This window comes from Saccharopolyspora oryzae (assembly GCF_027853915.1).
Classification (GTDB): domain Bacteria; phylum Actinomycetota; class Actinomycetes; order Mycobacteriales; family Pseudonocardiaceae; genus Saccharopolyspora; species Saccharopolyspora oryzae.
In genome coordinates, this window is sequence record NZ_JAQGLA010000077.1 from 23,751 (window position 1) to 35,759 (window position 12,009).

The 12,009-nt window shown below is 70.9% G+C and carries 11 protein-coding genes and 1 pseudogene; 5 read left to right on the top strand and 7 right to left on the bottom strand.

Annotated elements, in window-relative coordinates:
• Positions 1-53: 53 nt before the first annotated feature.
• The 6 genes from OU415_RS30660 to OU415_RS30685 all read right to left on the bottom strand — a co-directional run bounded on the left by OU415_RS30660 (position 54) and on the right by OU415_RS30685 (position 6,979).
• Positions 54-1,784, bottom strand: a complete 1,731-nt coding sequence (locus OU415_RS30660; protein ID WP_270952894.1) for a DEAD/DEAH box helicase — start codon at positions 1,782-1,784, stop codon at positions 54-56.
• Positions 1,785-2,299: 515 nt separating this feature from the next.
• Positions 2,300-2,836: an AAA family ATPase gene (locus OU415_RS30665; protein WP_270952896.1), complete on the bottom strand. Its 537-nt coding sequence runs from the start codon at positions 2,834-2,836 to the stop codon at positions 2,300-2,302.
• Positions 2,837-3,308: 472 nt separating this feature from the next.
• Positions 3,309-3,647, bottom strand: coding sequence for a P-II family nitrogen regulator (locus tag OU415_RS30670; RefSeq protein ID WP_270952898.1), 339 nt, complete (start codon positions 3,645-3,647; stop codon positions 3,309-3,311).
• The gene (locus tag OU415_RS30675; RefSeq protein WP_270952900.1) at positions 3,644-4,972 is read right to left on the bottom strand and encodes an ammonium transporter; all 1,329 of its coding nucleotides are present in this window, start codon (positions 4,970-4,972) and stop codon (positions 3,644-3,646) included. Before OU415_RS30675 ends, OU415_RS30670 begins: the two co-directional genes overlap by 4 nt.
• 91 nt (positions 4,973-5,063) lie before the next feature.
• Positions 5,064-6,293, bottom strand: coding sequence for a CynX/NimT family MFS transporter (locus OU415_RS30680; protein WP_270952901.1), 1,230 nt, complete (start codon positions 6,291-6,293; stop codon positions 5,064-5,066).
• Positions 6,290-6,979 (bottom strand): FadR/GntR family transcriptional regulator, encoded by a 690-nt coding sequence (locus OU415_RS30685; protein ID WP_270952902.1) that lies wholly within the window; start codon positions 6,977-6,979, stop codon positions 6,290-6,292. Before OU415_RS30685 ends, OU415_RS30680 begins: the two co-directional genes overlap by 4 nt.
• Before the next feature lie 137 nt (positions 6,980-7,116).
• Between OU415_RS30685 and OU415_RS30690 the strand changes: the two genes are divergently transcribed.
• The 3 genes from OU415_RS30690 to OU415_RS30700 are packed head-to-tail and all read left to right on the top strand — an operon-like array spanning position 7,117 to position 8,911.
• Entirely contained in the window at positions 7,117-7,452 is a 336-nt protein-coding gene (locus OU415_RS30690; protein WP_270952905.1) for a helix-turn-helix domain-containing protein, read from the top strand.
• Positions 7,453-7,466: 14 nt separating this feature from the next.
• Entirely contained in the window at positions 7,467-8,300 is an 834-nt protein-coding gene (locus OU415_RS30695; RefSeq protein WP_270952906.1) for an ImmA/IrrE family metallo-endopeptidase, read from the top strand.
• A 14-nt stretch (positions 8,301-8,314) separates the two neighbouring features.
• The gene (locus tag OU415_RS30700; protein ID WP_270952907.1) at positions 8,315-8,911 is read left to right on the top strand and encodes a PIN domain-containing protein; all 597 of its coding nucleotides are present in this window, start codon (positions 8,315-8,317) and stop codon (positions 8,909-8,911) included.
• 140 nt (positions 8,912-9,051) lie between these two features.
• On the opposite strand, the gene ftsY is transcribed toward OU415_RS30700, so the two are convergent.
• Positions 9,052-10,527, bottom strand: a complete 1,476-nt coding sequence (gene ftsY, locus OU415_RS30705) for a signal recognition particle-docking protein FtsY (protein WP_270952908.1) — start codon at positions 10,525-10,527, stop codon at positions 9,052-9,054.
• Positions 10,528-10,659: 132 nt separating this feature from the next.
• Between ftsY and OU415_RS30710 the strand changes: the two genes are divergently transcribed.
• Positions 10,660-11,838 carry an anhydro-N-acetylmuramic acid kinase gene (locus OU415_RS30710; RefSeq protein WP_270952910.1) on the top strand — a complete coding sequence of 393 codons (1,179 nt, stop codon included), beginning with the start codon at positions 10,660-10,662 and terminating at the stop codon, positions 11,836-11,838.
• An 8-nt stretch (positions 11,839-11,846) separates the two neighbouring features.
• Positions 11,847-12,009: pseudogene (locus OU415_RS30715) on the top strand (sodium:solute symporter); the annotation flags it as partial.

Sequence of the window (12,009 nt, forward strand, 5' to 3'; positions counted from 1 at the left end):
ATGGCGCAACCCCGGGCGGCGGGACGGCCACCCGGGGTTCACCGGACATCACTTCAGCTGCGCTGGTAGTCATCGCGCCGACCGCGCGACTGCGGCGAGCGCTGCCCCTTGCGGTGCGGGCGCCGGTCGCGGTCCCGATCGCGGTCGCGGTCGCGGTCCCGGGCGGGACGGCGGGGACGGCGGTTGATCGACTCGCCCTCGGCGCGGGTGATGCGCAGACCGCGCCCGGCCACCTGGGTGTCGCGCAGCTTGTTCAGCAGCTCTTCCGGCAGGTCGGCGGGCAGCTCGATCAGGGTGTGCTCGTTGCGGATGTCGATGTGCCCGATGTACTTGCTGGGCACGCCGCCCTCGTTGGCCAGCGCCCCGACCAGCGCGCGCGGGGTGACCCGGTTGCGGCGGCCGACCTCGACCCGGTAGGTCTCGGTGTCCGAGCTGTTCGAGTGGAACGACGGGCCTTCGCGGCGCTGCGGCTCCGGCTCGGGCTCCAGCAGCAGCGGCCGGTCGCCCTGGGCCATGCTGGCCAGCGCGGCGGCGATCTCCAGCGCCGGCACGTCGTGGGTCTGCTCGTACTCGCGCACCAGCTCCTGGAACACCTCCAGGTCGCCCTTGGCCAGGGTGTCGGTGATGGCCTGCGCGAACTTGGCCAGGCGGCGGTCGTTGACCGCGTCGATCGTCGGCAGGTCCATCTGCTGGATCTGCTGGCGGGTGGCCCGCTCGATGGCGCGCAGCAGGTGCCGCTCGCGCGGGGAGACGAACAGGATCGCCTCACCGCTGCGCCCGGCCCGGCCGGTGCGGCCGACGCGGTGCACGTAGGACTCGGTGTCGTGCGGGATGTCGTAGTTGAGCACGTGCGAGATGCGCTCGACGTCCAGACCGCGGGCGGCGACGTCGGTGGCCACCAGGATGTCGATCTTGCCGTCCCGCAGGTGGCCGATGGTGCGCTCGCGCTGCGCCTGCGCGATGTCGCCGTTGATCGCCGCCGCGTTGAAGCCGCGGGCCTGCAGCTTCTCCGCCAGCTCCTCGGTGAGCTGCTTGGTGCGGACGAACACGATCATCGCGTCGAAGGCCTCGACCTCGAGGATCCGGGTCATCGCGTCCAGCTTGTTCGAGCCGCGCACCGGCACGTACCGCTGGGTGATGTTGGTGGCCGTGCTGGTCTTGGTCTTGACCGAGATCTCAGCGGGCTCGTTGAGGTAGTTCTGGCTGATCTTGCGGATCGCGCCGGGCATGGTGGCGGAGAACAGCGCCACCTGGCGGCTCGACGGCACGGACTGCAGGATCCGCTCGACGTCCTCGATGAAGCCCATCCGCAGCATCTCGTCGGCCTCGTCGAGCACCAGGTTCTTCAGGTTGCTCAGGTCGAGCGAACCCTTCTCCAGGTGGTCGATCAAGCGGCCGGGGGTGCCGACCACGACGTGCGCGCCGCGGCGCAGGCCGGCCAGCTGCGGGCCGTAGCCGGTGCCGCCGTAGATCGGCAGGACGTGGAAGCCGGGCAGGTGCGAGGCGTAGCGCTGGAAGGCCTCGGAGACCTGGATGGCCAGCTCGCGGGTCGGTGCGAGCACCATCGCCTGCGGCCCCTTGGCCTTGAGGTCCAGCTGGGAGAGGATCGGCAGCGCGAACGCCGCGGTCTTGCCGGTGCCGGTCTGCGCCAGACCCAGCACGTCGCGCCCCTCCAGGAGCAGCGGAATCGTCTGCGCCTGGATCGGGGACGGGGTTTCGTAGCCGATCTCGGTCAGCGCCTGGCGGACGCGCGGGTCGAGGTCGAGCTCGTCAAAGGTCTGCATGCTGAACGCGGGTCTCCTCAGTGGGGTCGACAGGGGGCTGATGGATCGCGGAAACGGCCCGGTGCTGCCCGCCGAGGAGGGTGGGCCAGGGGAGTCGGCGCGGTGGTGCAGCCGACCACGGGACAGTCGCTTGCGCTTGTCGAACCGCGCGTTCCGCTGGACGCACACCCTGTTGCCAGTCACCCGCAGCTCGATGATTCTCAGCCTGGTGCGGCGGCGTCCTAGCCGCAGCACCAGCGATCCAGCCTAGCGATCGAGATCCGCGCCCGCTGCCCCGCCCCACCACAACGGGACGCAAGTCACGCCCAAGAAGCTGTTTCCAGGCTCATTCTGCGTATCGGTGCAGGTGGCGGAACCTCAGCGCCCGCCTGGACTCCGGGTGCCCGACTTGATGTATGCCAATACACGGCAGTCAGGCCGTCCTCGCCAGGCGAACGCTGAGAACCCGCGGCGGCGCAAGCGCCGAGGGTGGGCTACGCGCCTCCGGCGCATCAAGAACGAAAACCACGGCCAAGTCACGATTCGACGTCCAGCCTGAGGCCTGAGCTGACCTCTTCGCGGGTCAGGAGGTGCGCTTGCCGCCAGCCGCGCGGCGTCGCACCGTCGCGGAGCCTGCGGTGCATGCGGTCCGCGCGCTGCACGTGCCGGGCGAACGACGTGCGGCGGATCAGGCGGCCGCGCTGCTGCTGCCCGGCCAGGGCGTCGTCCGGGTCCGCGTACAGCCACACGAGCACTCGCTGGCGGCCGCTCATCCAGCCGAACGCCAGCAGCAGGGCTCGGGTGGTGGCACGGGTGGCGGGTTCGTGCGCGACGACCGGGCCGGGCGCGGTCAGGCAGAACCAGACGATGCGGGTCCGGTGCGCCAAGTGCACGACCGGGCGGTAGTAGCGGTAGGGCAGCCAGCCCGGCAGGACCTCGCGCAGGCGCGCGCGGACCTGCTCGGAGTCAAGCGTCGAGATGTCGGCGTCCGAGCTGAGCTTGCCCAGCACCGTGCTCTTCCCGGCGCCGGGCAGGCCGGCCAGGACGACGAGGGATCGGCGGCCGACCTGCACGGCCGGCGGAGGATATGTGACCACTGGTGAGAAGTCCGGTATGTCCACGACGGGACCAGATTACGCGTTGTTGGATCTTGTGCGGCAGATCCGCTCGCACATCTCCCGCGAACAGGAGAGGAGGCGGCCCGCCTCCCCCTGCGAGCCGCCTCCAGCGCCACCCCCTGGCGCACTTCCCGGTCCGCGCGGGCGGCCCTTCCCCTACCACCCGCGCGGTTCCCCCCTTTGCGATCGCCAGGCCCGGTTTCACCCGCCCGACCCCCAGTACGGGCGGGTTCCCATCCGGTTCCCCCTGATCACCGCGTCGCACTTAGAAGTGTGCCGGGCCACCGGCCCCGGCGAGACCGTGAAGCTCCCTGAGTCCGACTGCGTATTGCTACTCACCCACCACCCGGCCCGGTCGGAAAACCACTCACGACATGACGAAGGGCGCCTCCCCGGCTCGGAGGCGCCCTTCGAGAAGTCACGAGGACTAGATCGCTTCGGGACCGGTCTCGCCGGTGCGGACCCGGACGACGGTGTCGACGGCGGTCACCCACACCTTGCCGTCCCCCACCTGGCCGGTGCGGGCGGCGCGCACGATGCCGTCCACGACCTTGTCCGCATCCGGTTCGTCGACCAGGACCTCGACGCGGAGCTTCTCGATGAAGTCGACCGAGTACTCAGCACCCCGGTAGACCTCGGTGTGCCCCTTCTGCCTGCCGTAGCCCTCCACCTGGCTGACGGTCATGCCCAGCACCCCGAGCCGGCCCAGCTCCTCCTTCAGATCGTCCAACTTGGACGGTTGCACGATCGCGGTCACCAGCTTCATGCGCGGCTGCCCTCCAGCTTGCGTTCCGACTCGACCGCGGTGCGGCGCGCGGAGCGGCCCTCACCGAAGTGGTAGGCGGCCTCGGCGTGCTCGGTCTCGTCGATGCCCACGGCCTCGTCCTGCTCGCTGGCCCGGAACCCCACGACCGCCTTGACCAGCAGCGCCAGCAGCAGGCTGAGCACGAACGAGTAGGCCAGCACCGCGACCGCGCCGACGGCCTGCCGCCACAGCTGGTCCAGCCCGCCGCCGTAGAACAGGCCGTCGACCCCGGCCGGGGCGGCCGAGGACGCGAACAGGCCGATCAGCAGCGTGCCCAGCAGGCCGCCGACCAGGTGCACGCCCACGACGTCCAGCGAGTCGTCGTAGCCGAAGCGGTACTTGAGGCTGACCGACAGCGCGCAGACCGCGCCGGTGATCGCACCGACCGCGATCGCGCCCAGCGGGGTCACCGACGAGCAGGCCGGGGTGATCGCGACCAGACCGGCGACGATGCCCGAGGCCGCGCCGAGCGTGGTGGCGTGGCCGTCGCGGATCCGCTCCACCAGCAGCCAGCCGAGCATCGCGGCGCTGGTGGACACCAGGGTGTTGACCAGCACGACCGCGGCGGTGGTGTTGGCGGCCAGCGCCGAACCGGCGTTGAACCCGAACCAGCCGAACCACAGCAGCGCCGCGCCGAGCACCACGAACGGCAGGTTGTGCGGCTTGCCCGGGTCCTTCGGCCAGTCCCGGCGCTTGCCCAGCACCAGCGCCAGCGCGAGCGCCGCGGCACCGGCGTTGATGTGCACCGCGGTGCCGCCGGCGAAGTCGATCGCGGCGATCCGGTTGGCGATCCAGCCGCCGACCGCGGTCACGTTGCCCGCGTCATCGGTCGAGTCGAACGCGAACACCCAGTGCGCGACCGGGAAGTACACCACCACCGCCCACAGCGCGGCGAACAGCAGCCATGGGCCGAAGCGGGCGCGGTCGGCGATCGCCCCGGAGATCAGCGCCACCGTGATGATCGCGAACATCGCCTGGAAACCGGCGAAGGCCAGGGTCGGGATCGAGCCGGAGAGCTGGTCCTCGCCGAGCAGCGAGCCGAGCCCGAAGAACTCGGCGGGGTCGCCGAGCAGGCCGACGCCGCCGACGTCGGACCCGAACGCCGTGGAGTAGCCGACGAGCACCCACAGCACGCCCACCACGCCGATGCTGCCGAGGCTCATCATCAGCATGTTGAGCACGCCGCGGGAGCGCACCATGCCACCGTAGAAGAACGCCAGACCGGGGGTCATGAGCAGGACCAAGGCCGCGCTCACGAGCACCCACGCGGTGTCGCCTGAATTCACATCGCCTCCCGTGCGGACCGAGTTGCGCCGCATCATGGGAAGCCGCTGTTTCAGCCGACCCGTCCTGCTGTTTCGCCGCGGTGAAATCGGGTTACGGGCGTGTTGTGACGTGACCGCCGTGCTGCACGGACGGCACCTGGCGGTGGCGGCAGGCGAGCAGCCCCGAGATCAACCAGGCGGCGCAGCAGGCCATCAGCAGCGCCAGCGGGGCCGTCCAGGTGCCCGCCAGGTCGTGCAGGAGGCCGATCAGCAGCGGACCGGTCGCGGCGATGAGGTACCCGATGCCCTGCGCCATCCCGGACAGCGCAGCGGCGGTGTCGCTGTCCGGCGCGCGCAGCCCGATCACCGTCAGCGCCAAGCCGAACGACGCGCCCTGCGCGACCCCGAGCACGATCACCGAGGGCCACACGCCGGATGCCGGGCCGACCAGGATCCCGGCGAACCCGAGCGCGATGCAGATGGCCAGCACGGTGGAGATCGGCCGCTGGTCGCGGAACCTGCGGCACAGCACCGGCACCGCGAGCGAACCGATGGACTGCACCGCCGCCTGGATGCCGAGCGCCAGTCCGGACAGCTCAGCGCTCATGCCCCGGCCCTGCAGCATGGTCGGCAACCAGCCGAACACCACGTAGGCCATCGCCGACTGCAACCCCATGAACGCGGTGACCTGCCAGGCCAGCGGGGTGCGCCACAGCAGCCCGGGCCGCGACGGCTGCGGCGGCGCGCCGGAACCGCGGCGCAGCACGAAGGCGCTGATCACCAGGGCCACCAGCACCGGGACGGCGAGCACCCCGAGCGGTGCCTGCCAGGCCGAGCCCAGCGCGGTGCCGACCGGCACCACGATGCTGGCCGCGAACGCACCGCCCCGCGTCAAGCAGACCGTGTACACCGCCGTGATCACCGGGATGTTGTGCGGGAAGTCGCGCTTGATCAGCCCGGGCAGGGCCACGTTCGCCACCGCGATCCCGGCGCCGACGACGACCGTGCCCGCCAGCAGCGTCCAGGTCGAACCCGCGGCCCGCAGCGAGTTCCCGACCAGCAGCACCACCAGGCAGCCGACGACCACCTTCTCGTCGCCGAACCGCTGCCGCAGCGTCGGCGCGACGAACGCGAACACCCCGAGGCACACCACCGGCAAGGTGGTCAGCACGCCGGCGAAGGTGTTCGACACCCCCAGGTCCCGCTGGATCGCCTCCAGCAGCGGAGCCACCGCGGTGAACGGCGGCCGCAGCGCGAGCGCCACCAGCACGATCAGCACCATGGTGGCCACCGCGGCGGTGCCGGCCGGGCGCGTGGGCGCCTGCTGGACTCCGGTACTCACTGCTCGGTTCCCCTCTCTGCGACGACGCTGCCCAGCGACGTCAGGCACGGCTGGATCACGGCCTGCGCGGCCGCGGCGGCGGACTCGGGATCGCGGTCGGCGATCGCGTCGAACAGCGCGCGGTGGGCTTGCGGGCCGCCCTCGGACAACGCGCTGTCCGCGCGCAGCTCCACCAAGCTCTCCCGCAGGCGTTCGCTCAGGTAGCGGTACATCTCGGTGAGCAGCGGGTTGCGCGCAGCCTCGACCACGGCGCAGTGGAACTCGACGTCAGCGGCGCCGAAGTCCTCCGGCGAAGCAGCGCGGTCCCGCCGCTCCAGCAGCTCGCGCAGCCGCTCGACGTCGGCGTCCTCGCGGCGCACCGCGGCCAACCGCGCGGCCTGCACGTCGTGGGCGAGCTGGACCTCGAAGACGTCCCGCAGCTCGGCCAACCGCAGCTGCCGCAGCATCGGCGTCGGATCGGCGGCCGACACCACGAACGTCCCGGCGCCCTGCCGGGCCTCCAAGCACCCCAGTTGGACCAGCGCCCGAACGGCCTCCCGGACGACGGCCCGGCTCACGCCGAGCTCGGCGACCAGCTCCTGCTCGGTGGGTATCCGCTCCCCAGGAGCCCAGGCCCCACCGGACAACTGCTCGTTGAGCGCAGCGATGACCTCGTCGACCGAAGACCGACGCCCCACAACCCGCATCCGAACTACCTCCCGCCAGACCGTAAGCGATACATCAGTCGTCAGACAAATTTCCCACCGGGCGAGAAGCACCAACAACCTTCGCCATCGGCTATGATGAATCAGATCGGAAAAAATGATTCAGATGGGGGGTTCAGGTGACTGCGACACAGGTCGGGGCAGCGGTTGACCGCGCTCGCGAGGCGGCCGGGCTGTCCCAGCGGGGCCTCGCCGACCGCACCGGCATTTCCCAGACGACCCTTTCCCGCATCATCTCCGGCGAGCGGGCCGCGAAGATGCCCGAGATCATCCGGATCGCCGACGCCACCGGCTACACCGTCGCCCAGCTGACCGGAACAGCGGCTGCTGAACGAGTGCAGTGCGCTGCTCGCGCGAGCAACGGCTCGGGCATGGAGAAGATGCGGCAGCGGCTGCTGGATTTCATCGAACTCGATGCCTACCTGGACGAGCAGGCAGTCACCGCGCCCCAGTGAAGGACAGGCAGATCATGACGCCGGAGCAGCAGGGAAGGGAAGCGGCAGCCGCCTTCCGCCGCGAGCACCACCTGGGAGACCAGCCCCTAGGTGATCTCGTCGCGCTCATCGAGCGGACAACCGGACATGATGTCGCCGTGCTGGACGCGAGTCCCGACGAGCACGGACTGACCATGCGCGACCCCGTGCGGGACGTCACCTTCATCGGGGTCGCCCGCACACGCAATCCCATGCGGCAGCGCAGCACGCTGGCGCATGAGCTCGCCCATGTGATCTTCGCCGACTGGAACGGACCACAGGGACAAGACCTCAGCGCCCGCACTGCTCAGGAGCAACGCGCTGATGCGTTCGCCCGGAATCTGCTGGTGCCGGCGGCCGGTCTCAAGGCGTTCCTAGGAGACCATGCCGCCCCGTCCGAGGCCGCCCTGTCGGCCGTCGTGCAGGGGTTCCTCGTCTCACCGGCCATCGCGGCCATCGCGCTCCACGACTGCGGATGCATCAACGCATCCACCAAGCAAGAGTGGATGGGACTTTCGACTCCACAGCTGGCAACGCGCTTCGGGTGGACCGATCAGTACGAGTCGCTCCAGAACGACTCCGATCGCACCCGCTCGCCCCAGCGACTCCTCGCCCGCACCATCGCCGGATACCGGGAAGGAGTCGTGACGGCTCAGTCGGTAGCCACCCTGCGAGGAATCACCGTCGATGCCGCCAGGAGAGAACTCGCCGACGCCGGAATCGCCCCGCGCGATCCCTCGGTTCCGTGGATGACGGCCCAGGACCTGCCGGTCGTATCAGTGGACTTGAGCGACCTGGACGACCAAGCAGGCGAGGGCGTCGCCGAATGAACCATCGCCCCATCATGGATGCCGGACCGGGCATCAACTTCCTGTCCCTCAACAAAGAACGCCTGCTCTTCAGCGTCCTGGGGGCGTTGAGCGTCCCAGAGATCGTGCGAGATGAGATCCTGCGCAAAGCTCGCCAGGATCAGCGCTTCGCCGCAGCTGAACGCGTCTGGAAAAGGCTTCCACCCCGGCTCATGGAAGTCCTCCCCGACGACGTGACCGACGAACTGGCCGCAGCGGTCCAGCGCATCAGCGGCATCCCCTTCGATCAGCGCATCCGGACCTCGAAAGACCTTGGAGAGACGATGGTCATCGCCCATGCCGTCGTCGCGGCCGAAGCCGGAGAGCACGCGATCGTCCTCATCGACGACGGCGGCGGCTGCCGTGCGGCCGCGTTCGAAGCCCAACGCCTCCAGCGCCTGCGCAACGCAAGTCACTCCGTCGGGAGCATCAGACTGGTCAGCAGCATCACCGTGTTGGAACGCGCAGCCGGGGGTGAGCACCTGCCCGACAGGGACGCCATGCGAACGCTCTACTCGCGACTCCGAAACCTCGATGACGGACTGCCTCCCCTGTCCGACACGAAGCTCATGTCTCTGCCCTGCTGGCAATGAGCCGCGCAAGATCTCTGCCAGCAATACCGGGCATCTCCCCGTCGACGGCAATCAGCGCGCCACCTAGCTGCACGGAGCAGCCCCTGTCCGGACAGCAACGACCCCCGCACCGGTCGGCGCGGGGGTCGTTCTGCGTTGGCTCAGTCGAGGAGGGCGTCCACGAAGGGGCCTGGTTGGAAGGGGGCGAGGTCGTCCGGGCCTTCGCCGAGGCCGACCAGCTTCACCGGGACTCCCAGCTCTCGCTGGACCTGGAAGACGATGCCGCCCTTGGCCGTGCCGTCGAGCTTGGTCAGGACGATGCCGCTCACGTCCACGACCTCGGAGAACACCCGGGCCTGGGTCAGGCCGTTCTGGCCGGTCGTGGCGTCCAGGACCAGCAGGACCTCGTCGACCTGGGCCTTCTTCTCCACGACCCGCTTGACCTTGCCGAGCTCGTCCATCAGGCCGGTCTTGGTGTGCAGGCGGCCGGCGGTGTCGACGAGGACCGCGTCCACCGCGGTGTCCGAACCGCGGCTGACCGCCTCGAACGCCACGCTCGCCGGGTCCGCGCCTTCCTTGCCGCGCACGACCTCGGCGCCCACCCGGTGGCCCCAGGTGGCCAGCTGCTCGACCGCTGCGGCGCGGAACGTGTCGGCCGCGCCGAGCAGGACGGTCCGGCCGTCGGCGACCAGGACCCGGGCCAGCTTGCCGGTCGTCGTGGTCTTGCCGGTGCCGTTGACGCCGACCACCAGCACCACGGCGGGCTTGCCGCCGTCGGACGGGTCGCCGTGCGGCAGCGCCTTGACCGCGCGCTCCATGTCCGGGCCGAGGGCGTCGACGAGGACCTCGCGCAGCAGGGCGCGGGCGTCGTCGGGGGTGCGGATGCCGCGCGAGGCGATCTCGGTGCGGAGGCGCTCGGTGATCTCGGTGGTGGTGGCCGCACCCAGATCGGCCATCAGCAGGGTGTCCTCGATCTCCTCCCAGGAGTCCTCGTCGAGGTCACCCGCGCCGAGCAGGCCCAGCAGGCCCTGGCCGAAGGTCGACCGGGACCGGGACAGGCGGCCGCGCAGCTTCTCCAGACGACCGGCCGTCGGCTCGATCTCCTCGATCTCCTCGGCCGCTTCCGGCTCCGCCGGGGTCGGCTCGGGCGTCGGCTCGGGCGTCGGCTCGACGCGCTCCTGGACCGGCACCTCGGGCTCGGCCGGTGCGGTCTCCGCCGGGGCTTCCGGCTGCGCCGGGGTCTCGGGCTCCGCCGGGGCCGACGGCTCCTCGGTCACCGTCGTGTCGGTCACCGCAGTGTCGGTCGCGTCCGGGAGCTGGACGTCGACGATGTCGCGGCGGACGGTGTCGCGCGGCACCGCCGCGTCGTCGCCGACTCCGGGCTGGCCCTCCACCTCGGTGCGCTCGCCCGCCGGGTGCTCCGGCGGGGCAGCCGTGGTGGCGCCGCCGCTGGACAGGCTGATGCCGCCGTCCGCGCGGTAGCCGCCGCCCTTGACGGCCTCGGTCGGCCCGGCGCTGTCTTCCCGTTCGCCCAGGCTGATCCGGCGCCGACGGTTCAGCACCACACCGGCGATCACGGCGATCGCCAGCACCAGCACCACGGCGACGATGATCAAAATCACGGTAGAGGTGGTCACCCGCCCATCCTCCCACCTGCTGATTCGGGTGCTGGCACGCGCCCCGAACCGCTCCCCGCGGCGGTGAGGAAATAACCAACAATGCGCCGCCGATGCTTGCATTTCCCGGCGGCTGTGCAATACACCACATATGTGCAGTGGTGGCGAGTGCTCGGGCTGATCTCCGGAACGTCGATGGACGGTGTCGACGTGGCCGCGGCGGAGCTGCGCCTGGACGGCGACGTCCTGGACCTCAGGCCGCTCGGCAGCACCACCGTCGCCTATCCCCCGGACCTGCACCGGGACCTGCTGGCCGCGCTCCCGCCCGGGGAGTGCAGCGCCGCCGAGCTGTGCCGCCTGGACACCCTCGTCGGGCAGCACTTCGCCGCCGCGGCGAAGGCCGGGCTGGAGCTCGCGGACGGCCGCGCGCACCTCGTCGCCTCGCTGGGCCAGACGCTCTACCACTGGGTCGAGGACGGCAAAGCGCGCGGCACGCTGCAGATCGGCCAGCCCGCGTGGATCGCCGAGGCCACCGGGCTGCCCGTGGTGTCGGACCTGCGCGCCCGCGACGTGGCCGCAGGCGGGCACGGCGCACCGCTGGCCGGTGTGCTGGACGCGCTGTGGCTGGCCGACGAACCGGGTCCCGGCGTGGCGCTGAACATCGGCGGCATCGCCAACATCACCGTCGTCGGCGGCGAGCGCCCGCTGGCCTACGACACCGGTCCGGGCAACGCGCTGATCGACCTCGCCGCCGCCCGGATCACCGGAAGACCGCAGGACACCGATGGCGCGATCGCGGCGAGCGGCACCGTGCGAACCGATCTGCTGGACGTCCTGCTCGCCGACGAGTACTACCGACTGGCCCCGCCGAAGTCGACCGGCAAGGAGCGGTTCAACGCCGAGCACCTCGACCGGGCGCTGGCGCGGATCGGCACCGAGGTCGACGGCGCCGACCTGCTCGCCACGCTCACCGAACTGACCGCGCGCACCGTCGCCGACGCCTGCCGCGCGGAAGGAGCAGTCCGCGTCGTCGCCTCCGGCGGCGGCGTGCACAATCCGGTCCTGCTCGCCGCCCTGCGCCGCCTGCTCGACGCTCCGGTGCTGGTCAGCGACGAGCTGGGGCTACCCTCCGACGGCAAGGAAGCACTGCTGACCGCGCTGCTCGGATTCCTCACCTGGCACGGCACGTACGGCAACACGCCGGGCACCACAGGTGCCGCCGGACCCCGGTTGCTGGGCAGCATCACCCCAGGAGCTGGACCGCTGCGGCTGCCCGCCCCGGCCGTCCACCAGCCGAGCCGGCTGCGCGTGCAGCCCGGCGACACCGCGTAGGAGGCAGCATGCGATGGCTAGACCTGGCCGTCATCGGCTTGTACCTGGTCGCCATGCCGGTGCTCGGGTTGTTGTTGAGCGGTCGACAACGCAGCGCCCAGGACTACTTCGTCGGCAGCCGTGAACTGCCCTGGTGGGCGGTGTGCTTCTCGGTGGTCGCCACCGAGACCT